The organism is Pseudalkalibacillus salsuginis (assembly GCF_021646685.1).
Taxonomy (GTDB): domain Bacteria; phylum Bacillota; class Bacilli; order Bacillales; family Fictibacillaceae; genus Pseudalkalibacillus; species Pseudalkalibacillus salsuginis.
In genome coordinates, this window is record NZ_JAKJHW010000003.1 from 471,713 (window position 1) to 495,898 (window position 24,186).

At 41.1% G+C, this 24,186-nt stretch carries 23 protein-coding genes; 13 read left to right on the forward strand and 10 right to left on the reverse strand.

Translation table 11 applies throughout. The annotated features are described in order from the left end of the window. Positions 1-105: 105 nt before the first annotated feature. The 5 genes from L1611_RS11530 (at position 106) to L1611_RS11550 (ending at position 8,333) form a co-directional block, all read left to right on the forward strand. Complete coding sequence (locus L1611_RS11530) at positions 106-4,452, forward strand: alpha-amylase family glycosyl hydrolase (protein WP_236313224.1); 4,347 nt, start codon at positions 106-108, stop codon at positions 4,450-4,452. Positions 4,453-4,715: 263 nt separating this feature from the next. After that, positions 4,716-5,525 (forward strand): ABC transporter permease subunit, encoded by an 810-nt coding sequence (locus L1611_RS11535; RefSeq protein ID WP_236313225.1) that lies wholly within the window; start codon positions 4,716-4,718, stop codon positions 5,523-5,525. Next, the gene (locus L1611_RS11540; RefSeq protein WP_236313226.1) at positions 5,522-6,460 is read left to right on the forward strand and encodes a hypothetical protein; all 939 of its coding nucleotides are present in this window, start codon (positions 5,522-5,524) and stop codon (positions 6,458-6,460) included. Before L1611_RS11535 ends, L1611_RS11540 begins: the two co-directional genes overlap by 4 nt. Then, on the forward strand, positions 6,457-7,431 hold the full coding sequence (locus L1611_RS11545; RefSeq protein ID WP_236313227.1) for an ABC transporter ATP-binding protein: 975 nt from the start codon (positions 6,457-6,459) through the stop codon (positions 7,429-7,431). Before L1611_RS11540 ends, L1611_RS11545 begins: the two co-directional genes overlap by 4 nt. Continuing rightward, on the forward strand, positions 7,428-8,333 hold the full coding sequence (locus L1611_RS11550) for an ATP-binding cassette domain-containing protein (protein WP_236313228.1): 906 nt from the start codon (positions 7,428-7,430) through the stop codon (positions 8,331-8,333). The genes L1611_RS11545 and L1611_RS11550 overlap by 4 nt, the downstream gene beginning before the upstream one ends. A gap of 60 nt (positions 8,334-8,393) precedes the next feature. Here L1611_RS11550 and L1611_RS11555 read toward each other — a convergent pair whose 3' ends face one another. The 4 genes from L1611_RS11555 to L1611_RS11570 all read right to left on the reverse strand — a co-directional run bounded on the left by L1611_RS11555 (position 8,394) and on the right by L1611_RS11570 (position 11,865). Then, positions 8,394-8,846, reverse strand: a complete 453-nt coding sequence (locus tag L1611_RS11555) for a DUF6376 family protein (protein ID WP_236313229.1) — start codon at positions 8,844-8,846, stop codon at positions 8,394-8,396. A 399-nt stretch (positions 8,847-9,245) separates the two neighbouring features. Beyond that, positions 9,246-10,313, reverse strand: coding sequence for an undecaprenyldiphospho-muramoylpentapeptide beta-N-acetylglucosaminyltransferase (locus tag L1611_RS11560; RefSeq protein WP_236313230.1), 1,068 nt, complete (start codon positions 10,311-10,313; stop codon positions 9,246-9,248). A 373-nt stretch (positions 10,314-10,686) separates the two neighbouring features. Further along, on the reverse strand, positions 10,687-11,115 hold the full coding sequence (locus L1611_RS11565; protein ID WP_236313231.1) for a nuclear transport factor 2 family protein: 429 nt from the start codon (positions 11,113-11,115) through the stop codon (positions 10,687-10,689). Positions 11,116-11,130: 15 nt separating this feature from the next. Further along, complete coding sequence (locus L1611_RS11570; protein ID WP_236313232.1) at positions 11,131-11,865, reverse strand: Bax inhibitor-1/YccA family protein; 735 nt, start codon at positions 11,863-11,865, stop codon at positions 11,131-11,133. A 197-nt stretch (positions 11,866-12,062) separates the two neighbouring features. Here L1611_RS11570 and L1611_RS11575 point away from each other — a divergent pair, with 197 nt between their 5' ends. The 3 genes from L1611_RS11575 to floT are packed head-to-tail and all read left to right on the forward strand — an operon-like array spanning position 12,063 to position 14,903. Further along, positions 12,063-12,752 carry a PspA/IM30 family protein gene (locus tag L1611_RS11575; protein ID WP_236313233.1) on the forward strand — a complete coding sequence of 230 codons (690 nt, stop codon included), beginning with the start codon at positions 12,063-12,065 and terminating at the stop codon, positions 12,750-12,752. Positions 12,753-12,761: 9 nt separating this feature from the next. Further along, a complete protein-coding gene (locus tag L1611_RS11580) occupies positions 12,762-13,304 on the forward strand; it encodes an NfeD family protein (RefSeq protein ID WP_236313234.1) in 543 nt (180 codons plus the stop codon). 24 nt (positions 13,305-13,328) lie between these two features. Continuing rightward, positions 13,329-14,903 (forward strand): flotillin lipid rafts scaffold protein FloT, encoded by a 1,575-nt coding sequence (gene floT, locus L1611_RS11585; protein WP_236313235.1) that lies wholly within the window; start codon positions 13,329-13,331, stop codon positions 14,901-14,903. A 57-nt stretch (positions 14,904-14,960) separates the two neighbouring features. Here floT and L1611_RS11590 read toward each other — a convergent pair whose 3' ends face one another. Then, positions 14,961-15,416: a DUF3052 domain-containing protein gene (locus L1611_RS11590; protein WP_236313236.1), complete on the reverse strand. Its 456-nt coding sequence runs from the start codon at positions 15,414-15,416 to the stop codon at positions 14,961-14,963. A gap of 245 nt (positions 15,417-15,661) precedes the next feature. Continuing rightward, positions 15,662-15,823 (reverse strand): hypothetical protein, encoded by a 162-nt coding sequence (locus tag L1611_RS11595; protein ID WP_236313237.1) that lies wholly within the window; start codon positions 15,821-15,823, stop codon positions 15,662-15,664. A 157-nt stretch (positions 15,824-15,980) separates the two neighbouring features. Here L1611_RS11595 and L1611_RS11600 point away from each other — a divergent pair, with 157 nt between their 5' ends. Then, positions 15,981-16,841, forward strand: coding sequence for a hypothetical protein (locus L1611_RS11600; protein ID WP_236313238.1), 861 nt, complete (start codon positions 15,981-15,983; stop codon positions 16,839-16,841). A 3-nt stretch (positions 16,842-16,844) separates the two neighbouring features. Here the strand turns inward: L1611_RS11600 and L1611_RS11605 are convergent, their stop codons facing one another. The 3 genes from L1611_RS11605 to L1611_RS11615 form a co-directional block, all read right to left on the reverse strand. After that, positions 16,845-17,123, reverse strand: a complete 279-nt coding sequence (locus L1611_RS11605; protein ID WP_236313239.1) for a hypothetical protein — start codon at positions 17,121-17,123, stop codon at positions 16,845-16,847. A gap of 435 nt (positions 17,124-17,558) precedes the next feature. Continuing rightward, positions 17,559-19,061, reverse strand: a complete 1,503-nt coding sequence (cls, locus tag L1611_RS11610; RefSeq protein ID WP_236313240.1) for a cardiolipin synthase — start codon at positions 19,059-19,061, stop codon at positions 17,559-17,561. Between the two features lie 273 nt (positions 19,062-19,334). Further along, a complete protein-coding gene (locus tag L1611_RS11615; protein ID WP_236313241.1) occupies positions 19,335-19,757 on the reverse strand; it encodes a CBS domain-containing protein in 423 nt (140 codons plus the stop codon). Positions 19,758-19,983: 226 nt separating this feature from the next. On the opposite strand from L1611_RS11615, the gene L1611_RS11620 reads away from it, so the two are divergent. Both L1611_RS11620 and L1611_RS11625 read left to right on the forward strand, forming a co-directional pair. After that, positions 19,984-20,418 (forward strand): MarR family winged helix-turn-helix transcriptional regulator, encoded by a 435-nt coding sequence (locus L1611_RS11620; RefSeq protein ID WP_236313242.1) that lies wholly within the window; start codon positions 19,984-19,986, stop codon positions 20,416-20,418. Between the two features lie 123 nt (positions 20,419-20,541). Continuing rightward, positions 20,542-22,131 (forward strand): MDR family MFS transporter, encoded by a 1,590-nt coding sequence (locus tag L1611_RS11625; protein WP_236313243.1) that lies wholly within the window; start codon positions 20,542-20,544, stop codon positions 22,129-22,131. Between the two features lie 89 nt (positions 22,132-22,220). On the opposite strand, the gene L1611_RS11630 is transcribed toward L1611_RS11625, so the two are convergent. Further along, entirely contained in the window at positions 22,221-22,613 is a 393-nt protein-coding gene (locus L1611_RS11630) for a hypothetical protein (RefSeq protein ID WP_236313244.1), read from the reverse strand. A gap of 264 nt (positions 22,614-22,877) precedes the next feature. On the opposite strand from L1611_RS11630, the gene L1611_RS11635 reads away from it, so the two are divergent. Beyond that, entirely contained in the window at positions 22,878-23,573 is a 696-nt protein-coding gene (locus L1611_RS11635; protein WP_236313245.1) for a phosphatase PAP2 family protein, read from the forward strand. A gap of 1 nt (position 23,574) precedes the next feature. Further along, complete coding sequence (locus L1611_RS11640) at positions 23,575-24,138, forward strand: GNAT family N-acetyltransferase (protein WP_236313246.1); 564 nt, start codon at positions 23,575-23,577, stop codon at positions 24,136-24,138. Positions 24,139-24,186: the final 48 nt, after the last annotated feature.

The window sequence follows — 24,186 nt, forward strand, 5'->3', positions numbered from 1 at the left end:
GCACAAGAGTATTCAACAATCGCAGCCATTCTTTTTACATATTTGTGCAAACGTTTTCACAACAAGTGTGACGTTTTTAATCCAAAGATTGAAAGGAGTGTTAGTATGGGAATACGAGGTTCGAAGACTTTCTTGTTGTTCTTGATTTTTCTATTGATGGTGCAGTTATTTTCTGGTGTGCAGCCGGCAAAAGCTGATACCGAAGAACGGACTGTTCGTGTAGTCGGTAGTTTTGGGGATGAGGGTAGCCCTACATACTGGAACCCCGCCTCGGATGATTTAAAGATGACGGATGCAGAGAATGGAAAATATTATTTGAAAAAGACATTACCGCCTGGCGATTATGAATTCAAAATCGCCATCAATGGAAGCTGGGATGAAAATTACGGTGAAAACGGTGAAGCGGGTGGTCAAAACATGGATCTTAGCTTAGATGAGGAAAAGGAAGTTCTCTTCGTCTATAATGACGAGACACATATAACGACGATGATGACCGAGGACCGGTTACCAAGGTTAGCTGGATCCTTACAACCTGCTATCGGAGCAGGTGAGGCCTGGTCGCCAGAGACATCGACGGCCATTTTAGAAGATCAAAATTACGATAACATTTACGAATATACAGCAAATGTTCCAAAGGGTGAGTTTGAGTTCAAGGTTGTGCTTGGAAAAGAATGGGGCGAAGAGTACCCTGGCGAAAACGCGAAATTGAACACAATAAAAGATCAAGAGGTGACGTTCTACTATAATCACAAAACAAAGGAAGTGACGACAAGCAACACAGGTTCAGGACCGGATGGCACCATAAATGGAGACAAGCTATATCATGATACGTGGAATGAAGTCTACCGTAAACCATTCGGTGCGATCAAATCGGGTGAAGAAGTAAAACTACGGTTGCATGCAGAGAAAGGCGATTTGTCAGGGGCAAACCTTCTTTTAAAGAATCAAACCACTGGCAATTCCAAGTTGATCAAAATGGATAAGATCGGATGGACTGACGTCGAGGGAAAAGGAGAACGTGAATTTTGGGAAGCGAGGTTCAAACCTGAAGAAAAAGGCGTCTATGGCTATAAATTTATCGCTTTAGATGGTAAAGCAGTCAAAGAATATGGAGAAGACACGAAACAAGGAAAATCGGGGCGTGCTGGTGATTCCGTGCTTGATTTCTTCCAGCTTACAGTATACGAGCCGGATTACAAAACCCCTGATTGGATGAAAGAAGCGGTTGTTTATCAAATTTTCCCTGACCGTTTTTATAATGGTAACCTGGAAAATGATGATGCAAAAGAAAATGCGCGTGGTGTCGAGCCGATCGAACAACAGGAATGGAGTGAGCTCCCTGATAATCCAAGGCTTGAAAACACCTCAGGGTACGAAGGGGATGGGATCTGGAGCAATGATTTCTTTGGAGGAGATATAAAAGGTATTCATAAAAAGCTTGATTACATCCAGTCACTTGGTGTAAACACCATTTATCTCAACCCTGTGGCCCATGCTGCTTCCAACCACAAATATGATGCAACAGACTTCAAATCGGTCGACCCGATGTTCGGTTCACCGAAGGAGTTCAAGAAGTTTACCCAAGAATTGAAGAAACGGGATATGCATCTCATATTGGATGGGGTGTTCAACCATGTCGGAGATGACTCGATTTATTTTGACCGGTATGGAAAATATGAAACAGTAGGAGCTTACGAGTATTGGGCGAGAATCTATGATTATATGAATGAACATGGTATGTCCAAGGGTGATGCAATAGCCAAAGCTGAGAAAGACTTTTTAGCAGAAGGACAAGTGTTCAGCGAATATGGTTTCCACAACTGGTTCAACCTAGAGAATAATAAGGTAGAGGAAGGTACACCGAATGAGCGTTATGATTACCAGGCTTGGTGGGGATTTGACAGTTTACCAGAAATCGCCTCGGTTCCTGGTGAGGAAGTTCCTTATGATTCAGAACTTAACAATAAGGAATTTGCAGATTATATCATGTATGACGAGGATTCCGTGTCGAAATCATGGTTGAAGCGCGGAGGGTCCGGTTGGCGATTGGATGTAGCGAACGAAGTGGATCCACAATTTTGGCGAGAATTCCGTACAGAGATCAAAGAGACCAAAACTAAGACGAATGATGATCCATTGATTCTCGGAGAAATCTGGGATGATGCCTCCAAATACTTTCTTGGCGATCTTTATGATTCAGTAATGAACTACCGATTCCGTGGGGCGATGCTCGATTATTTGCGAAACGGGGATGCGGAAGGAGCTGCTGAGCAATTGACCGCCATCCAGGAGGATTATCCGGAAGAAGCATTCTATAACTTGATGAACTTGATGGGTTCACATGATACAGCCCGAGCGGTTTTTTTACTTGGAAATGGATCGGAAAATGCTGAACGCGCGGAACTGGATCAAAATTATGACCATGAGCTTGGTTTGAAACGACTGAAGCTGGCGGCGATCTTCCAGTTCGGGTATCCGGGGGCTCCAACGGTCTATTATGGGGATGAAGCTGGCCTTACAGGTTCTAAGGATCCGGATGATAGGCGGACATACCCATGGGGAGAAGAGAATGACAAGCTGATCAAGCACTATCAGAAGCTTGGAAAGATACGAACGCAACATCAGGACCTTTTTGCCTATGGTGATTTGAAGAATCTTCATGCGGATGGTGATATATTCGTCTACGGTCGCAGTTTGGATAAAAAGAATGGCCTTGTGGCAATCAACCGCGGTAGTGAAGAGAAAACAGTGGAACTAGATGTGAAGGATTTCGCTCTTAATGGCGTTGATTTTAAAGATCAGCTATCAGATAAGAATGCTGTGAGGGTGAAGGATGGAAAAGTAATATTGACGATTCCAGCCATGAGCGGTCAAATATTCGTCGCAAAAAATACGAATGTTAAAGCACCTTCACCGGTCAAAGATTTGAAAGCTGAGGAAGGCATTGGAGAAGCAACCCTTTCTTGGAGTGGAAAAAGTGCAGGAAAATACAATGTCTATGTGACGAATATTGAAGGGTCACTTTATAAAAAGGTGGAAACGACAGAGGACACCACTGTGAAAGTCGATGACCTGGATAATGGCCGGAAATATTACTTTGCAGTTGTCGCGGTCGATCGATACGGGAATGAATCGGAAAAGACCATTACTGGGGAAGTCATTCCGCACATTCCGTTGACAGAGGGATCGTACTCGATTGAAGGTATGACGGAACTTGAACCTTCCGTTCTGGATTTGGCTGAGTCGAAAATAGTGGAAGCGACCATTAAAGTTGGAAATCATTCGTCTAAGGGCTTAGTTGAAGGTTTAGAGGCGGACTTGCAAGTACTTTCTCCTGGTTCTGATAAGTGGGAAAGTGTGGATGCCGGATATTCAGGTCAAAAGGATGGCGGGAATACGTTTTCTGCTGAATTTTTACCATTAGAAACCGGGGACTATCAATACCGTTATGCGTTTACGACAGACCTTGGCCGGTATTGGGTGTATTCTGATACACAGACAGTTACGATTACAAAAGCGGATGATGAAACACTGCCGGTAGATGCAGTTCTTTTAGAGGAACCGGTCCAGGAGTCTGGCCAGGTCAATTTGGATTGGAGTTTAGAAAGCCCAGATGATCCTTATATGATTACGATTGTACGTGATGGATTAGTGATCGATAAAATTTGGGATCCAGAAGTGACGAGCTATCGGGATTTGAGTGTGGAGAACGGGAAGGAATATACGTATGTGGTACGTGTTTATGATCGTCTTGGAAACTATGTGGATTCCAATTCTGTTGCCGTAAAGCCAGACATCGTCATGGTCGAAGTCACATTCAAGGTGAACGCACCCGATTATACTCCGCTGGATACAAAAATTACGATGCCGAACAGCTTGAACGGTTGGAATACAAGTGCTTGGGAAATGAGCCGTAATGGAGCAGTAACACCTGATTGGGAATATACAGTAGATATGCAGGTCGGTGAAGTATTGACTTACAAATATGTGAAGGGGAATTCTTGGGATCAGGAAGGTCTGGCTGATCACACACCTTATGACTCGAATGATGATGACATCAGTTATTATGGTTATGGTGCTCCTGGAACAGACATGAAGGTGGTCGTTGAAAACCAGGGGAATAATAAAATGGTTGTAAAGGATACGATCCTCCGCTGGATCGATCAGCCTGTCGTCATCACCTCACACGCCAACGGTCAATCTGTAACAGATGACAAGGTCATTTTGAGAGGAAATGCGATCAAAGAAGGTGTACTCACACTCAATGGTGAACGGGTTATTGTCAAACACGATATGACCTGGATCCGAGAGGTTGATCTAACTGATGGCGAAAATGTGTTTGATATCCACATCGAACCTACAGAAGAAAACAAGTCGGAGATCTTCAATAACGATGAAGGCGCAATCAACAAAAATACCAAAGATATCAAATTCAAACTCATGAAAAATTAAATATTTGTACCAAGTGTGATGTTTGGTTTGTCATCTATAAGAAAAGAAAGTATCGAAACTAGGAATGAAAAGGCGGCCATATTGGTCGCTTTTTTATATTTGTTCAAAACATCAAAAGCCTATCTGGAAGTCCAGGTTACCTGAGTTGTTCTTTTAAAATGGAATATGTTTACAACATTTGTCTTCATTGGTACGATTATTTCAGAATATTGGCAATCGTATTTGTGCTCTTTATAGAATTAACAATAAAGGGGGACTGAGGGGTGTCGTTGGGTGGTTACTTTAAAAGATTAAAATCAATTATGATTGGAATTATTTTTATCGGCTTTTTGCCAAGCCTTCTATATGGGTTCGACCAGACAATCAATTTTCAATCCTACATATTCAATAGGAAAACGTATGATTTGTTCCCAGGCATTTTTGATAAATATGTTTACTCGATGACGATTTTCTTCGGGGCATTATTACTCGGTTTATTTCTAGCCATCTTGTTTACATTCTGTACGACGCTATTACCGCGTCTATTTAAGATGATGGTTTATGGGATGCTTACATTGTTTGAATCTATTCCAGATTTGTTCATTGTCATATCTTTGCAATTGTTGATTGTTTACATATATCAAAAGACTGGCTGGCTTATTAGTAATGTCACTGTCGTTTATGATGATAAAATCTATCTGCTTCCAATATTGGTTTTATCTGTCCTGCCGACAGTCCAACTCTTCAGAATATCCTTTCTTCTCCTTGAAGAAGAGAGGGACAAACCCTACGTGACTGTTGCGAAATCAATGGGTCTAGGAGACTACTATATTTTATTTCAACATGTTTTCAGGAACGTGCTGTTCAATCTTTTTCTCTATTTTAAAACGATTTTTGTATTCATGCTATCTAATCTCTTTATTATGGAATATGTGTTCAATATCCATGGTTTGATGAGGATCATGCTCAGCCCGAACATCTTCGTATTTATAGTCGGTACGATCATGATTACGATTCCTTTTTTATTCCTGTTCGAACTGGCACAATCGAGGATCGATAAATCAACTGGAGAAAAAAAGGAGGAAACAGCATGAGACTTGCTATATGGAAACAACCGCAGTTCTTGATTGGAAGCTTTATCCTTCTTTCAATGATCATATTGAGTTTCATGTCCCCATTGTTTTTTGACCCGCCTCAGGAAGTTAAGTATCTGTACGAAGATGGGAAGTTGGTTGATGTGGCACCATTTTCGCCATCTCAGGTCCCTCCATTTGGGACGGACAAATTTGGAAGGAACTTATTGACCCTCCTCATCAATGGCGCAAAATATACATTGCTTATCGCTATTGTGATTGCTGTATTTAGAGTGTTCTTATCAGGTCTGTTTGCAATCGTTTATCATCATTACAATGTGAAGCTTCGTCCTTTGTTAGAAGATTTGGTTGAGTCTACCATCTTTGTGCCGACTTCCATATTAGCCTATTTGTTACTGGCACCTTTAGCGGTGAAACAAGCCCAAGAAGGGATCGGCTTCTTTGAAATTGTGGTCATCCAGTGTATCATATTAATTTTTATCGGTGTACCACCCCTTATCTCTATTTTTTCAAAGGATATGGGAAGGATTACGAGAAAGGAGCACATTGTCAGCACCTTATCATTGGGGGCGAAACACCGCTATGTATATATTAAACATGTATTACCCGAAATGGGGAGCCGTTTTTTATTGGTGATTGCCCAACAAATCATACAAGTTTTGATTTTACTTGCTCATCTAGGCGTTTTACTTATTTTTCTTGGTGGGGTAAAAACAATCTTGGATGGGGATCTTTTGAGTACACATGAAGTGTTCGTTTCGCTTACAGGAGAATGGTCAGGTTTGATCGGTAATAACTTTCAAGAAATCGTCCATAGTCCGCATGTGATCCTTGTTCCGTTAGGTTTCTTTTCATTAACGATATTTTCTATGAATCTGATTATCAATGGGATGCAAAATACAATGAAAAAGATAGAAAGGGGGGCCGGGTCATGAAACTATTAGAGGTTCAAAATCTTAAAGTCTCTTTCAGATCACGGAAGGAGGAATTGAATGCAATTGATGATATCAGTTTTTCGATCAATAAAGGTGAAACGGTTGCTTTGATCGGTGAATCTGGATCTGGGAAAAGCGTAACCTCACTTTCTGTTTTGGGATTATTGCCTAAGAACGGTAGGGTTGTCGGCGGACACATTTTTTACGAAAATAAAGACTTGTTACGGCTAGGTAAAAAAGAATTAGGGAAAATTCGTGGTAAACAAATTTCAATGATTTTTCAAGATGCATCAATTTCATTAAATCCATCTATGAAAATAGGAAAACAGATCACGCAGGGTTTGGCTTATCATCGGATTATAGCCCGTAAAGAACTAAAAAGAGAAGCTCTACGCCTATTGGCGAAAGTTGGATTCCATAAGCCGAAAGAAGTTTTCAACCAATATCCAGGACAGCTTTCTGGAGGGATGAAGCAACGCGTCCTCATCACGATGGCAATTTCCTGCAACCCTCAATTGATCATCGCAGATGAGCCGACTACAGCACTCGATGTCACGACCCAAAAACAAATCTTAGACCTTATGAATGATTACAAGCAATCAACTAATACATCCATTTTACTTATTACACACGATTTCGGATTAGTTGCAGAGTATGCTGACCGGGTTATGGTGATGTTTGGAGGAAAAATCGTAGAGGCAGCCGATGTATTTACACTTTTTAAAAAGCCGATTCACCCCTACACAAAGGGATTGATGAATAGTATCCCGAAGATTGAAGAACCAAGGAATCATCTACAGACGATAAAGGATGCTGTAATTGAGGAAACGGCCTATGAAGGAAGAATATTTGCACCTGAGACGTTTTCAGCAGATGAAAAAGTATATCATTCCCCTTCAACGTTGATTGAAGTGGAACCTGGACATCATGTCAGGTTTTTTAATGAAAGTTCTGAGGTGTTGATTAGATGAATAAGCTCGTTGAAGTTCAGAACCTTTCGACATCCTATCATGATGGTATCAATCTAAAAAAAGCGATAGAAGGGGTTTCGTTTTATGTATATGAAGGTGAGACTTTAGGCATTGTAGGAGAATCAGGATCTGGAAAAACAACACTTGCAAGAACAATTTTACGCATATTACAGCCTGATTATGGACTGCTGAAATTTGATGGGGAAGACATCTCCAAGTTAACAGGGAAAAAGTTGAGGGAAATGAGAAAGGATTTCCAGATGATTTTTCAGAATCCCTATGAGTCGCTCAGTCCGCGGCTTAGAGTAGGGGATATTCTTGAAGAGCCATTGGTCATACAGAAAATGTTTTCTCCCGAAGAAAGAACGCAAAAAGCTTATCGGATGCTGGAAAATGTCGGATTGGCAAAAAGCTCCTACCATAAGACGATCCATGAATTCTCCGGGGGACAAAGGCAACGGATTGCAATCGCTCGTGCCTTGGTCATGAATCCAAGGCTGATTATTGCGGATGAACCAGTTTCAGCCTTGGATGTTTCTGTCCAAGCACAAATATTGAATTTATTGAAGGATTTACAAAAAGAATTCAACCTGACAACCATTTTCATATCTCATGATTTAAGTGTCGTCCACCATATGAGCGATCGTGTGGCCATCTTGAATAGAGGACATCTATTAGAAATTGCCGGGAAAGAGGAAATCTACAAGGAACCAATACATCCTTATACAAAGTCTCTCCTCTCATCCATTCCCAGAAATGATCCTGCAAAAAGAGGGGAGACCGAGGAAAAAATAGAAGTCCCCCCATTGTCTCCTCACCCGCCGCATTTGATCCACATTGGAAATGAGCACTACGTTGCAGCTGATGTCATTGAGATCAAACACTTCGAAGTGCAGAAATAGTCCATATTAAGAAAGGACTAACCACAGTCATTTAAAGACGGGTCAGTCCTTTTATATATGTCATGAGCCCAGCTGTTCAAGCTGTTCCTTTATGCTAGTCAATTGATTGATCGTTTTTAGGATTTTATAATCTTCAAGCAGCTTCGGGTCTACTTCTCCGTTTTCAACCTTACTTAAATAACCGTCAATGCCTTGCTCGAGGGTGTCGTTGTAACCGACTATTTTCTTATGAACACCTTCACCTACCCCTGGTGGATCCAACTCGTTGAAGGCTGCAATATCTGATTTCATCTGATTGAGTCTTTCCTCGAGTTCGGCGCGTGCATTCTTATCTGAGACTGCTTGTTCAGCAAGTGCAGGGACTTCATCGGCAAAGGTGCTTGCCGTATTGATATAATCCGTAGCCCCGTTTACATACTCGACTGTATTGTTGACCCCTTGAAGTAATGAGCATCCACTTAGGACCATGATCGACATGAACGCCATCATACTGTAAAGCAACCAATTTTTCATGACCTTTTCTCCTTTTTTAATGGGTTATTTTATCTTTTCCGTCGCTTCTTAAGCTCTCTCTTTGCTATAGGGATGATATGATTCTTTGCAAACCGATATCCCTTTTTCAGGATTAGCGCTTTGATCAGTTTTTTTATAGCCATTTTCTCCTCTCCTTTCATAGGAATAAAAAAACGTGACCACCTTATCTGGTGACCACGTCTATCTAAAAAGAGACCACCAGGACTTTCGAACAACTGGTAAAGGTCTCGCTAACAACAAATGTTGCCAACAAAGCCGAGGAATGGTTTCCTGTAATGACGACTTTGTTGTGTCAAGCTACTCCCCTTTAAGGAATGAGCCTATAATGTTTTCCTTATTTATAGTTTAATGATTGTTTCGTATAAAATCAAATGATAGCTAGTATTTGCTGAACCTTTCTAGTAATTCGTACAGCTTTTCCAGTGGGTTGCTTTGCTCGCTCCGCTGCATACTACCTTTATACTTGTTCCGTTCACTGTATGTTTTCTCGATCAACTGATGAAGGGATTCGTCCATGACATCTTCTTCTTGTATCACCTCAGCGAAACCTTGCTTTTTAAAGGATTCTGCGTTCTGGATTTGATCACCTCGGCTCTGACTGAGAGGCAGTGGAACAAGAATCATCGGGATTTGTAAATCGAGGAATTCATAAATTGAATTTGAACCCGCTCGTGTGACGACTAAATCTGTCATGGCTAGAATGTCCGGCAATTCTTCTTTTATATATTCAAATTGCTTATACCCATGGACGTTCATTGTTTCATCGATTTTACCTTTTCCACAAAGATGGACGATGTGGTATTTTTTCGTCAAGGTAGGTACCAGGCTTCTGATCGCTTCATTGATTCTCTTCGCTCCCTGGCTTCCGCCCATTACGAGGATGACTGGCTTCGAATCAGTGAAATCGCAGAAATGGAGTCCTTTTCGTTTTGACCCTTTTTTCAGTTCTTCCCGCACAATTGATCCAAGTAAAATCCCTTTATCTTCAGGAAGATGCTTGAGGGTTTCAGGGAAAGTTACACAAACCTTTGAAGCAAAAGGCATAGAAATTTTATTCGCAAGACCAGGGCTCATGTCTGATTCGTGAGAGATGACGGGTGTCTTCGTAATGCGAGAGGCGAGAATAACTGGGACAGAAACGAATCCGCCTTTTGAGAAAACAATGCTTGGCTTTACCTTCCGGATGATCCGATAAGCCTGGCCGATCCCTTTGATGACACGGAACGGGTCCTTAAAGTTATTGATGTCAAAGTACCTTCGTAGCTTCCCGGTGGAGATCGGATAATAGGTTACTTCAGGTATAGGTTCAATCAGTTCACGTTCAATCCCGTTGTGTGATCCTATATAATGGATTTCCCATTCGTTACGTTTCAAGTGAGGGATCAAAGCAAGGTTGACAGCAACGTGACCGGTCGAGCCGCCACCCGTTAATAAAATGCGCTTCATCTACATCATCCTTTATTAAATGCTACGGTTTCTGTACCAGGCACCGATTTAGAAGTCAATGGTGTACCCCAAATTCTTCTGAGTACCTCAAATCCCTTTTTTCGAGTTTTCAGTACCTCAGAAACCTTTTCAGAGTACTCCAGATTTCATTTTTTCATGTTTTCAGGAGCTTCCTGAGCGGTGCCAGGCACCGAGGTTCACTGCCTTAATTATATATGGAATGGGTCGATGTTTCATCTGACAAATGTATATCCTTTTGTCGGACTGTTGTTTTATTCGCATGAAGAATGGACTGAATAGGGGTTGACCCGATGATTTCGGATCACCCTTATGTTAAAAACCCTTAATATCATCAGAAATGATTCTGATAATGTCAGCTTTCAGCATTCTTCATATGGGCAAGACCTCCTAAGTCACTATATACTTCAAGGTCGCTCAATTCACACCATACTTTGCTGATCAGATCTCTATTATAAGCAAAAATCAATACGCCTGTCTCCTTTACCGGCTCTTCACGTGCAGGCAGATCAAGCCATCCACCTGCATAAATACTTGTCCCAGTATAGCGGATGACAACCTTTCCATCTCCTGTGATGATGTCATGTAATTCCCACTGACTGTCCGTAAAAGTCGATCGGTACCACTCAAGGAAACCAATAAACTCCTGTTTTCCCACTAAATGACGTCCTGCAGTTTCAATTTTTACTTCCGCAATAGCAATTTCATCTAACCGATCTAGATCTCCACTACCAAAAACGTCGTGAAACCAAGATTTCGCATGCTCGACTCTCAAATTGCTCATTCTGATGCCCCCATATCAATTTCTTCTGATCTTAGCTAACAGCCTTAGCATCTCAAGATATAACCAGACGAGTGTGACCAATAATCCGAATCCGGCATACCACTCCATATATTTCGGTACTTGTTGTCGGGCACCTGCCTCAATGAAATCGAAATCCAGGACTAGATTCAATGCAGCTACCGTAATGATCACCAAAGAAATGATGATTCCCACCGTTCCTGTGTCATGGAGAAAAGGAACGTTCATTCCGAAAAACCTCAAGATGATATTAATCAAATATACGAAAAAAATCCCCATGGTAGCAGATATAACCCCGATTCTGAAGTTCTTTGTAACTTTAATAGTACCCGTCTTATATAACAAAAGCATCGCTAGCAGAGTACTGATTGTCAGTAGAGCGGCCTGTAATGTGATACCGCTATATAGTGATTCATAGATTGCAGAAAGAGAACCAATCGCCAATCCTTTAAGCAAAGCATAGACCGGAGCTGTTATAGGGGAGATTTTAGGAATGAATATTGTAACGAATGCCATTATCAGCCCGCCAAGCAAGCCAATCCATAACAGATGTTGAACAGATTCCCCTGAAAAATACTGGTTCCAGGAATAAAAGGCACTTCCCATCAATACGACCAGAAGAATGAAGGTTCGATTTACCGCACCACCAATTGTCATCGCATTCCCTTCAGAAGCGGTTCCTTGGAATCTGCGGAATGTTTTATCATTCAAACTTGGATTGGAACTCCTCATATGATCACCTCATCGGATATATTTTAACGTTGAATAAATAGTACTATAAACTTTTAAATAAAGAGAGGAATGTGCATATGAAAAATTGGATTTTCTTAATTTTACAAATAAATGAAACTTTTTACATACCTAACCGTAATAAACAATGAGCAGGAATTGAACGTCTCAACAATTTTTCAGGTAATGGAGGGGTTGTAATGTTTGAGCTTTTTAAACGGGTGAAGACAATTGTCAATTCAGAATTGAACAGTCTGATCGACAAAGCTGAGGATCCGATCAAGATGGTCGAGCAGTACCTGCGTGAAATGGCATCCGATATCCAGGAAGCCGAGAAAGCGACAGCAAAAATCATGGCAGAAGAAAAGCTGTTGAAGATGAAGTGGGAAGAAGCGCAATCCATGGTTGGAAAACGGGAAGAACAGGCGATCCATGCCCTTCAGGAGAACAACGAAGATCTAGCGAAAAGGGCCCTGGAGGATAAAGGGCGTCTTCAACAAGAAGCTAGTCAATTGGAACATTTATACATCGATGCATCCAAAACTGCAGCTGATCTGAAGGAAAAGCTGGCACAAATGAAATCGGAATACCGTGATATGGAGATGAAGAAAGCAACATTGAAATCCCGTGCCCAATCTGCTAAGGCACGTACGAACATCAATCGTTCCATGTCTATGCATAACAGTGAAGGCACGAAGAAAGGGTTTAAACGTATGGAAGAAAAGGTTCTTCGGTTCGAGGCAGAAGCGGAAACGAGTGAGGACTTGAATGTCTCCAGCAGAACATTAGACGACGAATTGAAAGAAATGGAGCAAAAAAGCAGCATAGATGAAGAACTACGTTTACTGAAAGAACGAATGGCAAACCAAACGAATGTAACGAACGAGTAGGGGATCCATATGGAACTGTTTGGTTTTTCCATAGAGATGATCTATCTCTATGGACTCATCATAGGAGGGTGCTTGACGCTCATTTACATTTTACTGAGCGACATATTAGAAGGGATTTTTGAAGTCTTGTCAGAGACTTTCTTCAATCCGACATTGATCCTGTCTTTTATCACGATATTCAGTGCGTGCGGGTATTTATTTGAAATCATGACAGGGGTGCATAGCTGGATGATCTTGATCATTTCAGGACTTTTAGCCTTCCTTTTTGTCACGCTCTTGAACATTTTTGTTTTGATTCCGCTTTCCTCAGCGGAGGAATCAAATACGTATGCAATGGAAGACTTGCAAGGTCGGATCGGTAAAGTTATTACTTCCATCCCTTCTGATGGTTTTGGTGAGGTCTTGATCAGCGGGAACAGCGGAAACATCGCAAAGTCTGCAATCAGTCTTGACAACAGGCCGATAGAGGCTGATTCGGAGATTCTGATCATTGAAATTAAAGATGGAGTCCTGCACGTTACTCCTTATGAGTCATCCTCTTTCAACGTGTAATATTTCAAATTTCAGGAGGGAAATATGAGTCTAAGTCCACTTTTCATTGTAATTGGAATCGTAGTATTCTTATTGATTGCTTTAATTGGGGTTTTTGTTTCAAAGTATCGTACTGCTGGTCCAGATGAAGCCTTGATCGTTACAGGTAGTTACCTGGGTTCAAGGAATGTCAACATTGACGAAGGCGGTAACCGGATCAAAATCGTACGCGGGGGCGGTACATTCGTGCTTCCTGTGTTCCAACAGGCTGAATCGTTAAGTCTGTTATCCAGTAAAATCGATGTGCAAACACCGGAAGTTTACACAGAACAAGGCGTACCAGTCATGGCTGATGGGACGGCCATCATCAAAATCGGCGGTTCAATCGGCGAGATCGCTACTGCTGCAGAGCAGTTTTTAGGGAAGACGAAAAGTGACCGGGAGAATGAAGCGCGTGAAGTGCTAGAAGGACATCTGCGATCAATCCTCGGATCGATGACAGTTGAAGAGATATACAAGAACCGTGAAAAATTTTCTCAAGAAGTCCAACGTGTCGCTTCACAAGACCTTGCTAAAATGGGTCTCAATATCGTTTCATTTACAATTAAAGATGTCCGCGATAAAAATGGATACTTAGAGTCCCTTGGTAAGCCAAGGATCGCTCAAGTGAAACGCGATGCTGATATTGCAACTGCTGAAGCTGAAAAGGAAACCCGCATTAAACGTGCAGAAGCGGATAAAGAGGCGAAAAAATCCGAACTTGAACGTGGAACTGAAGTGGCGGAAGCAGAAAAGATCAACCAGTTGAAAATCGCGGAATATAGGGAAGAGCAAGATAGGGCTAAAGCGCGTGCTGACCAAGCATACCATCTTGAAGAAGCACGCTCGAAGCAAGAGGTTACCGAGCATCAGATGCAGATAAAGATCATTGAGCGTCAAAAGCAAATTGAACTTGAGGAAAAAGAAATTTCCCGGCGTGAGAAGCAGTATGATTCCGAGGTCAAGAAAAAAGCAGATGCCGATCGTTATGCAGTTGAACAATCCGCAGAAGCGGATAAACGTAAACAAATCGCTTCTGCAGATGCTGAACAATATCGCATTGAATCAATGGCAAGGGCAGAGGCTGAGAAAATCCGGATCGACGGTATTGCAAAAGCTGATGCGGAAAGAGCCCAAGGTGAATCTGCAGCTGAAGTTATCCGTTTGAAAGGTCTTGCCGAAGCAGAAGCGAAACAAAAAATCGCAGAAGCATTCGAACAGTACGGCCAAGCTGCAATGCTCGATATGATCATCACTATGCTGCCATCTTATGCAAAAGAAATTGCAAGCCCGCTGTCTAACATAGATAAAATCACAGTCGTTGATACCGGAAGCGGTGAAGGTGGAGGAGCCAACAAGGTTACAGGATATGCTACCAACTTGATGTCGACCTTGCAGGAGTCATTGAAAGCTTCTTCTGGATTAGATGTAAAAGAACTCATCGAGAACTTCTCTGGTAAAGGAAATGTCCGTTCTAGCGTTGATGAATTAACGAGAGAAATTACCCGAACAAGAGAAGGGTTTCCAACCAATCAAAAAGAAAACAGTGAAGAAAATGAATACGTAAAAAGCGAGAAATAAGAAAATGGGGTTGGTCCGAGTGGATCATCCCCATTTTTGATCCTCATCATTAAACGGTTAGATCTCTCTCTTTTTGCCTTGTTCGCTCATTGCTAATTTCTTATTACGTGTCAATGTTTTGATATAATCTATATGCCTGAAACGAAGTGCGGACCAATCTTCATTGATGGCAATTTGCCTGACACCTTCAAAACCAGAATTTCCTAATGGTTGCCATCCATTATCCCGTGACAAATCAGAACTATACCTTTTTGAAGATTTCTTCGGATAGGCGAACCATATGACAGCATCTTCCTCAAGTTGTGGAAGCAATTCATCGACGAATGGAGCGACATCGGCTTGTTCGTATGCGAACACGAGGGCGAAATGGATTTTGTTACCAGATATCACATCTTCTATGATCGTCACTTCTTCAGCCATTTCCTTCATTACAGCTTCAAATTCTGCTGGTGCTTTGATCACCCAGATTTCAGGTTGATTTTTATAATTCAATTTTTTCAACAAGGGGTGCATAAGGAATCTCCTCCATACGATTATGTATTATCCTTTAGTGTACAGGAGTTTACCAAGTATACCAATTCTTATACGCAATATAGGCACCTCAAAAGTTCCAGCCTATAAATCGAGGTGGCAAGCAAGAAGAGATGAGGTTAGAAGGTTGACCCGATGGATCAACCTTTGAAAATTTCTTCAATACCACGTTAATAAAGCCCAAAGTATTGGCTTAGTAAAGTTCTCTTATTTATTATAGAAACTGCCTAACCCTGAGCTAGTCCTGCTTGATCGTCTTCTACATCAGCCGTATTTTGCAAAAGGTCTCCGGTACGTTCTTCATCTACCCCTGGGTGTACAGTATGCTCTTCGACTTCCCTAATGTGTGGATGTTCGATTTCAATCAATCGGTTGTTTTTTCTTTTCATCATTTTCCCTCCTCACTTCAATAGCATTCCCTATCATATGGTCCTGCTGATACTGGTAAATCAAACCCTTTTGGTACAAAAATTACCTGTTATAGTGTTCCATGCCTCCATGCCACACTAAACTGGAGAGGAAATACTTTGAAACGGAGAAATTGAGATGATACGAACCTTTGTGATGCTTGTCGTGGTTTTTTGTGGACTTCTAACTAATCTTTTAACGATAGGAGATGCTTTAGCCAAAAACATCAAGGTGGAGTATTTGCCTTCGATTTTTGATGATGGTACACGGATACCCCAACGAATCAGATGGAGGACGTGGGAAGAAACTGATGAGATTTTCCCGAGGAAAAGTACCTTTGAAGTTGTGGATATTGAAACAGGTTTATCTTTTACTGTCCAAAGAAGGGCAGGGGAACGACATGCCGATGTACAGCCTCTTACGAAGACCGATACGGAAATCATGAAAGCGATTTATGGCGGGAACTGGAGTTGGAAGAGGAGGGCCATATTTATACGGAATGGCTCTGAGATGATCCCAGCCTCTATGCACGGAATGCCACATGGTGCTGGCACATTAGCCAATAACTTTCCGGGACATTTTTGCATTCATCTACCAAACAGTACTACCCATAGGACGAACAGAGAGGATCCATCTCATCAATTGATGATTCTGAAGGCATCGGGCAGGCTGGACGAATTTATTGAAAATGCAGCAAGTGATGAATTGGCCAGTATCTTCATCCATGCTGTCAATCAGGAGGATTTCACGATCATCAACAAGTTGGTCAGCCATCCTATTAAAAAAAGGATATTGAAGAAACTATTTTTTGTTCATCCAAACAAGCCTTTATCAGACAAAGAACCCTCTACATTGCTTGTTACCGAATATTCAGTAGAAGTCATTACAAACAATAGAAAAGGGCTTGATAAGCATGATGCCATCATGCGGTTGGAAAGAGATAGCTTGACCAGTCGTTGGACGGTGGATTTTGAAACCTTGCTTGAAGCAGATGATTAATAATCACCAGACAAGTACAAAGCTTAATGCGACGAATCCAAACGTAACCCAAAAAATGGCCATTATAGAGCATATCAATGTAAAAGACCACCAGGGGATCGAACTCATCAACTTCTCTTCAACCTTGAAGAAAACAGAAGCCTTTTGATCACGGAACCTCGCTTCATCTGCTACCTTCCTTAATTTTTCCTTCTCCTTCTCAATTAGACGGAAAAGAACTTCTGGGCTTGCTGCGAAAAGTGTGCCAACAAACCAAAAACCAATTGGAAATATCCATCCCATACCTGTATCCTCCTATACAAACATCTTTTGTTTAGTATGCACGGAATGGAATTTATATTTCATAGGCTTTTGTGGAATACACCCCTTTTTCACGGGTCGTCCATAAGCAGCCTCGCTCGTCCCTTGCTGTTCGAAAAACTATATGGAAGTACTCAGCGAAAGCTTTTGAGCACTTTACGGGTCGGAAAACTGGGAGTAAGGTACTCAGCGAAAGCTTTTGAGTACTTTACGGGTCGGAAAACTGGGGGTAAGGTACTCAGCGAAGGCTTTTGAGTACTTTACGGGTCGGAAAACTGGGAGTAAGGTACTCAGCGAAGGCTTTTGAGTACTTTACGGGTCGGAAAACTGGGTGTAAGGTGCTTAAGGAAAGCTTCTAAGTACATTTGCGTGGCTCGTATTCCTTTGTCTGCCATTCAAAATATTAAGTCCACCAAGTTATAATACCGGCGAAAATAATCGACAAAATGATTCTTTTGTCCGCAGTAACAGACCCCGCTTTTGATGGGTTTCCATCTCAATCTCCATACTGTCTTCGAGGTCCTCTTGATATTGCGAAACCAACGTTGCGATCGTTGGAGTTCGGAACATGAAGACATTCACCTCAAAGTTTAGATGGAAGCTCCGTAAATCTACATTAGCTGTACCTAGTGTTGCATAATTTCCGTCAATGATAATCGTTTTTTGGTGGTGGAACCCTTTCTGATACAGATAAACCTTTACCCCATAATGCAGTAGTTCACTGAAATAGGAGCGGGTGGCATATTGCGTCAAGAAACCATCATTCGTTTCAGGGACTATAAGCCGGACATCGATTCCTTTTACGGCGGCGATGAGCAGGGCAGTACGAATTTCCTTGCTCGGTATGAAATAAGGTGTCGTGATCCATACTGATTTTTGGGCGGAGGTGATCATACTGTAGTATAAATAGCTCATGACCCCTTGAGAAGTATCTGGACCACTAGGTACGACCTGGACACCCCCACTTTCTTCACTCGGCTCCATTGCCAGATACCGTTCACCAAATAAAGATTCGTTGTTTACGTAACTCCAATCGAGTAAAAACACGCGTTGCAAATCAAGTAAAGCTTCGCCTTTTACAATGAGATGGGTATCACGCCAATAGCCGAATTTTGTACCCTTCCCGAGATATTCATTACCGACATTCAATCCCCCTACGAAACCAATCCTATTATCAATCACAACGATTTTCCGGTGGTTCCTGAAATTGAATTTTTGATTGAAAAACCCTTTCTTTATAGGAAGAAAACTATGAACCTGTACACCCGCTTCTTTCATCCTTGATACATCTTGATCAGAAAGTTTCAGACTCCCGATCGCGTCATAAATGAAGCGTACCTCAACACCCTCCGCCGCTTTTTCACACAAGACGTCCATGATTTCCCGGCCGATATCATCTGAACGGAAAATGTAATATTCCATATGAATATAATCTTTGGCCTTTCTTAATTCAGCTAGCAACCGGGGGAATTTTTGAGCACCGTTCCGTAAGACTTCCGTATAAGAGTAGAAACTGATCGTTTGATCACTGAGGGTCGTAACTAACCTCGAAAATTCCCGTTCTGTATCATTCAGGTGTGTCCATTTTTCTGAAGGTTTGTTTTCGAGCTGCATTTCCTGTGCTTTTTCATAGTTATCCATCCGTTTTGCCTTGAATAAATGACCTTTTACTTCCAACTGTCCAGAATAAATGAAAAAGATGTAGCCAAAGATTGGGACGAACAGTATGGCATACATCCATAAGAGTGTTTTATATGGTGAGCGGTTTTCAAGCATCAATACATAACAAACCGATAATGCAATACTAAAATAGATGATCCCTGCAAGTATTTTTAAATCTGTCGATTGTTTAACAGAAAGGATGATTCCAACACAAAGGATCATAATCAAGCACAGGAAAAACTGTCTAATACGTTTCATACACATTACCCTCTCATATTGCTATCCTTTATAATACCCTTGAATATACCTAGAAAAACGAGGGGGAGAAATCATAGGAAAGTGCTGATTTCAATCGTAACCTTATCTGCTGTTGAAATATGGCGCAACGATTTTTACGGAACGGTGTTATCATAAGGGAAGTTCTACCTCCAGTTGATTTTACAATGATCAAGGTGCAAATGACGGTAAAACAATATGGTATTTACCTGAATATAAAAAACGGAGCTAATCATTGTCAGCTCCGCCTTCGTTTCATGCTTCGTTTTTTTCCCAGATCACACTTGCGCAATACTTGATGATGTCCCTGCGTCGGATGATTCCGATAAAATGTCCATTATCATCCGTAATCGGAATGAAGTTCTGGTCCGTGGCCAATGTAATGAGATCTTCCATATTGGCATTGATGGATATCGGGATGTTCTTGACTCTTCTTGGCACATCCTTCAATTTGATTCTTTGAATTTCATCATAATCTTCTTCTCCATCAAGGTCTTCTTTCAATCTCCAAAGAAGATCACCTTCAGTCAAGGTTCCTGCATATTTACCCTCATCATCGACCAGTGGAACAGATGTATACTTATGGTAAGACATCTTTTCCAAGGCTTGCCGAATAGTCGATTCAGGATTCAAGTATTTCACTTCACTTTTTGGTAGTAAGTAAAAGCCAATATTCATATGACTCTTCCTTTCAAACAAAACTCCACTTACAGTATAGTATAAATCCATCAAAATTGATAATAGGAAGCTATGCATTTCACAAAATATGTATAAATATACTTATATTTAAGGAGGATTAAATTCCTTTTTACTATTCTAAACAATTCCAATGGTTTTAATATCACTTATTATCTGATATACTTAACCTGGTTAACTAAATGCATGGATTGTTAGGTGTAGTGTAATGAATAATCGACAACAATTAATATGGAAGTTGGAAAAAAGCTTTCGAACGACATTCAGGATGTTTCGGAAGGAAATCAACAATCTTTTTGAAGATAAATGTACATCAACTGAATTTACTTATATGAAATTCATCATGGAAAAGGAAGAGGTCATGACCTCGATGCTTTCTCAAGAATTCAATGTGGCTACAAGTCATATCACAGCGGTGACTGATCGACTGGTCAAGCGGGGGTTCGTCACAAGGAAAAGAGCGGAAAACGATCGAAGAGTGATTTATCTTTGTATGACCGAAAAGGGACGGGAGCTAGTGAATTCCCTTGAGGAAAAAAAGCATCGCTACATGAAAGGAAAATTCAAAAACCTCTCTGATGATGAAATGCAGACTCTTGTGCATCTTTTCTCGAAAATCACTGATTCCTCTAAACATAAGTAAACAGAGAGGTATGGATTTGAGTTGAAAAAGAATGAAAACATTGGTATATCCCAAAGTTTTCTTTTTTGTTTATTGATTCACAAAGTGAACTATTCATTTAATGAAAGTTAGGGGAAGCGAAATATGGAACATTTACCTTTAAAACAGAAGATTACGATTATGGTTGCGGTGTTAGCGTCTATGTTATTTGCTGCATTGAACCAGACCATCATTGGAACGGCATTGCCGAAAATCGTCTCCGATCTTGGAGGGATGAATTACTTCAGCTGGATCTTTACCATTTATATGCTTGCCTCCAGTGTAACAGCGATTCTAGTCGGAAAATTGTCTGACATGTACGGTCGTAAACCATTTATATTGTTCGGATTAGGTTTATTCATCATTGCGAGTTTCTTATGTGGAACAGCCCATACGATGACAATGCTCATCATCTATAGAGCTTTCCAGGGGTTGGCAGGCGGGATGATCTTTTCCACATCTTTTTCGTCGATCGGTGATTTGTTTTCCCCACGCGAGAGGGGGCGTTGGCAAGGACTGATGGCTGCCGTATTCGGTCTGTCAAGTGTGTTCGGCCCGACACTCGGTGGGTACATTGTCGATCACTTTTCATGGAAATGGATATTTTGGATATTCCTTCCTGTCGGATTTGTCGCGTTCATTTTGATCATGCGTTTATTTCCTAGTGTACCGCGTAAAGACTATGGGAGAATCGATTATTTCGGTTCGCTTTTTCTCGCAGGTACGATCATTCCGTTGCTGCTCGCATTATCGTGGGCAGGGAACCAGTATACGTGGGGTTCCTTGCAGGTGAACGGCCTGTTTGCAATATCTATCATCGCTTTGCTAGCATTCTTATATACCGAACGGAAGGTCTCTAATCCGGTTCTCCCGTTGGATCTTTTTAAAAACAGTGTCTTTACGATATCCAATCTTATCGGATTATTGATCGGCATAGCCATGTTCGGTGCCATCATGTATATGCCATTCTTCATCCAGGGCGTAATTGGGACATCTGCCACTAAAACGGGCTTCATCATGATGTCGATGATGTTGAGCATGGTCGTTTCAAGTACGATTATTGGTCAGTTGATCACAAAGACTGGAAAATATAAAAAACTGGCTATACTCGGTTTAATGACGATGGGGATTGGGATCTTCTCATTGACTACGTTAAACGTCAATAGTACAAACCTTGATGCTATTTATCGATTGATGATCATCGGTCTTGGACTGGGTTGCAGTTTTCCGATTTTCACGATAACCATCCAGAATTCAGTCGCTTATAAGTACCTTGGTGTTGCTACCTCATCTGTCCAACTGTTTAGACAGTTAGGAGGTACGATCGGGGTATCGATAATGGGGGCTATCATGAATATGATCATGCGTTCGAATATGAAAAATATAGAAATGACTGGTTCTGCAGGAAACATGGAAGGGGCATCGGATCCTAAAATTCTTATGGATCCTGAACAACTACAGGCTTTTAAAGAACAAATTCCGGCTGAACAGAGTGAATTAATGAACCAGTTACTCGGTTCGATGAGAAATACGTTAAGTGATGCTCTGAGTGGTGCATTCCTTTTTGGTGCTTTTACTATGATTTTGGCAGTCATTCTTGTTGTATTCTTAAAAGAAGTAAGATTGAAGACTTCGAACCATGAAGATGAGGAAGATCATATTTCGTTTGAAGGAAAAAGACGTTCGACCGTGTAAAGAAATAGGGAAAGGGGCTGGCGATCTTGTCACCCCTTTTTTCTTTTTATACGTTAAGAAAGTATAACTTTTCAGTGATTTTCTTTATATTACTTAATGATACGTATTTCCCTGTTTTTCCTCCAAAAACAAAGGAAAGTGGACGATAATAACAAGAGAGCAGGGATAGTGTAAAAGTAGCTGACGCTGATTAACCCCCAAATCGCACAGATGGCAATGCATATGGCGAATTTCCGTGTTTGATAATCTACAAGCTTCAGGCACATAAATGCTGAAAATGAGGCGATAACACCTGAAAAACTACCGGCGATTGCACTATTCAGGTCAGTTGGATTACCAAAGAAAATATGCTCAAATAACACAAAATAGAGGCACGATGAGAAGAATCCGATCAGGCTTCCAATGAAGACAAGCGTGTACTCAACATCTCTAGTCGGTTTTGTTAAAATCCGTTTACGCGGTTTTTCCATTAACCACTTCACGTAACCACCTCAAATGTTTTCAAAGGAAATTATTTTTCTGTGATGTTGTTATTTCTTGTTAACTTTTTAAAACCCCTTCTTAAATTTGAAATTGGAAGTATTTTCTTTATCTATAGCAAGCGGGATTTTCATGATAAAATACTATTATTTAGTGGTATATCTTCTTATGCAAGTTTACAGGTAAATGGGCGCTTTATTGAGCAGTTCGGCTCATTCTTCAAATAAGAGCAAACAGGATACATAGGGTATGGAAGGGGAGATTCGGTGGTTGATCACAATACATTTAAAACAAAAAAAGCATTTGAAAAAATCAGTCTTGAATTGATAGCAGGTATTCTCGCTGCATTGGCTTTTATATGGGTTTTTGCCGGGCTGTCGAATGAGCTTCTGGAAAATGAGTTGCAGGGATTCGATACGTTCATTTCGAATGTTATTTATAACTTGCAAACACCGTGGATGACAAATTTCATGATATTTATGACACATGCAGGTGATACGTATACATACGTCGTTTTGGTCTCGATCCTGCTTATCTTCCTATTAAGAAAACAATTGAAGTGGGAAGCGTTTATCTTGCTCATTGCAGTACTTGGAGCGTGGGGATTAAACACAGTACTCAAGGGGCTTTTCCAAAGGGAAAGGCCTGAACTTGAACATCTCGTTGAGGTTGGGGGATACAGCTTTCCAAGTGGTCATGCGATGGTTTCGATCGCTGCTTATGGAATCATGGGCTATTTATTGGTCCAGTATTTACGAAGAAAAGGAAAACAATATTGGCCTGTCGTCCTGGTGGTAAGTTTATGGATTTTTCTGATCGGATTGTCGCGGATATATTTATATGTTCACTATCCGAGCGATGTGATCGCCGGTTATTCAGCAGGAGGAGTCTGGCTTTTGTCTTGTATTTATGCCCTTACTATCTTGAATCGACGAACTGAACGCAGAAAGGTGAATGGATAATATGGAATCATTTCCTGAATTGAGCACGAAACGGCTTCTTTTGAAAGAAATTCAAGATGAACATGCCGGAATCCTATTTGATCTTTTTACGAATAAAGAAATCCTGAAATTTTACGGTTCGGACCCGATGACCGACATTTCAGAAGCTCAAGAACTGATTCAGAAATTTCGTGTCGGCTTGAAACATAATACGGTCATCCGATGGGGAATCTTCTTAAAGTCAAATGGAAGACTGATCGGGACATGCGGTTTCCATAATTGGAACCATCGTTATTACAGGGCTGAAATCGGTTATGAACTTTCGCCGGAATATTGGGGCAATGCCTATATGAAGGAAGCTATTGAAACGATTATCGAATATGGATTTGAGCATTTGGACCTCCACCGGGTAGGTGCCCTCATCTCACCTCATAATAAAGCTTCCTCTAGTTTGATTGAAAAATTGGGATTTGAAAGGGAAGGCGTCTTGAAGGATTATGCCTATAGTGGTCAAGGATTCATCGACTTGACCATGTATGCAAAAATTAAAAACTTTACGGGTTCTGACCAAGATCAAAGTAAATAAAAATCCAAAAAATAATGATGCAATACCCAATCGAACCAACTATTAGAA

What these genes read in the sequence shown, in the direction of transcription:
- L1611_RS11530 (WP_236313224.1), top strand. Translation starts at nt 106, where the DNA reads ATGGGAATACGAGGTTCGAAGACTTTCTTGTTGTTCTTGATTTTTCTA.
- L1611_RS11540 (WP_236313226.1), top strand. Translation starts at nt 5,522, where the DNA reads ATGAGACTTGCTATATGGAAACAACCGCAGTTCTTGATTGGAAGCTTT.
- L1611_RS11545 (WP_236313227.1), top strand. Translation starts at nt 6,457, where the DNA reads ATGAAACTATTAGAGGTTCAAAATCTTAAAGTCTCTTTCAGATCACGG.
- L1611_RS11550 (WP_236313228.1), top strand. Translation starts at nt 7,428, where the DNA reads ATGAATAAGCTCGTTGAAGTTCAGAACCTTTCGACATCCTATCATGAT.
- L1611_RS11555 (WP_236313229.1), bottom strand. Translation starts at nt 8,846, where the DNA reads ATGAAAAATTGGTTGCTTTACAGTATGATGGCGTTCATGTCGATCATG.
- L1611_RS11560 (WP_236313230.1), bottom strand. Translation starts at nt 10,313, where the DNA reads ATGAAGCGCATTTTATTAACGGGTGGCGGCTCGACCGGTCACGTTGCT.
- L1611_RS11565 (WP_236313231.1), bottom strand. Translation starts at nt 11,115, where the DNA reads ATGAGCAATTTGAGAGTCGAGCATGCGAAATCTTGGTTTCACGACGTT.
- L1611_RS11570 (WP_236313232.1), bottom strand. Translation starts at nt 11,865, where the DNA reads ATGAGGAGTTCCAATCCAAGTTTGAATGATAAAACATTCCGCAGATTC.
- L1611_RS11575 (WP_236313233.1), top strand. Translation starts at nt 12,063, where the DNA reads ATGTTTGAGCTTTTTAAACGGGTGAAGACAATTGTCAATTCAGAATTG.
- L1611_RS11580 (WP_236313234.1), top strand. Translation starts at nt 12,762, where the DNA reads ATGGAACTGTTTGGTTTTTCCATAGAGATGATCTATCTCTATGGACTC.
- floT (WP_236313235.1), top strand. Translation starts at nt 13,329, where the DNA reads ATGAGTCTAAGTCCACTTTTCATTGTAATTGGAATCGTAGTATTCTTA.
- L1611_RS11590 (WP_236313236.1), bottom strand. Translation starts at nt 15,416, where the DNA reads ATGCACCCCTTGTTGAAAAAATTGAATTATAAAAATCAACCTGAAATC.
- L1611_RS11595 (WP_236313237.1), bottom strand. Translation starts at nt 15,823, where the DNA reads ATGAAAAGAAAAAACAACCGATTGATTGAAATCGAACATCCACACATT.
- L1611_RS11600 (WP_236313238.1), top strand. Translation starts at nt 15,981, where the DNA reads ATGATACGAACCTTTGTGATGCTTGTCGTGGTTTTTTGTGGACTTCTA.
- L1611_RS11605 (WP_236313239.1), bottom strand. Translation starts at nt 17,123, where the DNA reads ATGGGATGGATATTTCCAATTGGTTTTTGGTTTGTTGGCACACTTTTC.
- cls (WP_236313240.1), bottom strand. Translation starts at nt 19,061, where the DNA reads ATGAAACGTATTAGACAGTTTTTCCTGTGCTTGATTATGATCCTTTGT.
- L1611_RS11615 (WP_236313241.1), bottom strand. Translation starts at nt 19,757, where the DNA reads ATGAATATTGGCTTTTACTTACTACCAAAAAGTGAAGTGAAATACTTG.
- L1611_RS11620 (WP_236313242.1), top strand. Translation starts at nt 19,984, where the DNA reads ATGAATAATCGACAACAATTAATATGGAAGTTGGAAAAAAGCTTTCGA.
- L1611_RS11625 (WP_236313243.1), top strand. Translation starts at nt 20,542, where the DNA reads ATGGAACATTTACCTTTAAAACAGAAGATTACGATTATGGTTGCGGTG.
- L1611_RS11640 (WP_236313246.1), top strand. Translation starts at nt 23,575, where the DNA reads ATGGAATCATTTCCTGAATTGAGCACGAAACGGCTTCTTTTGAAAGAA.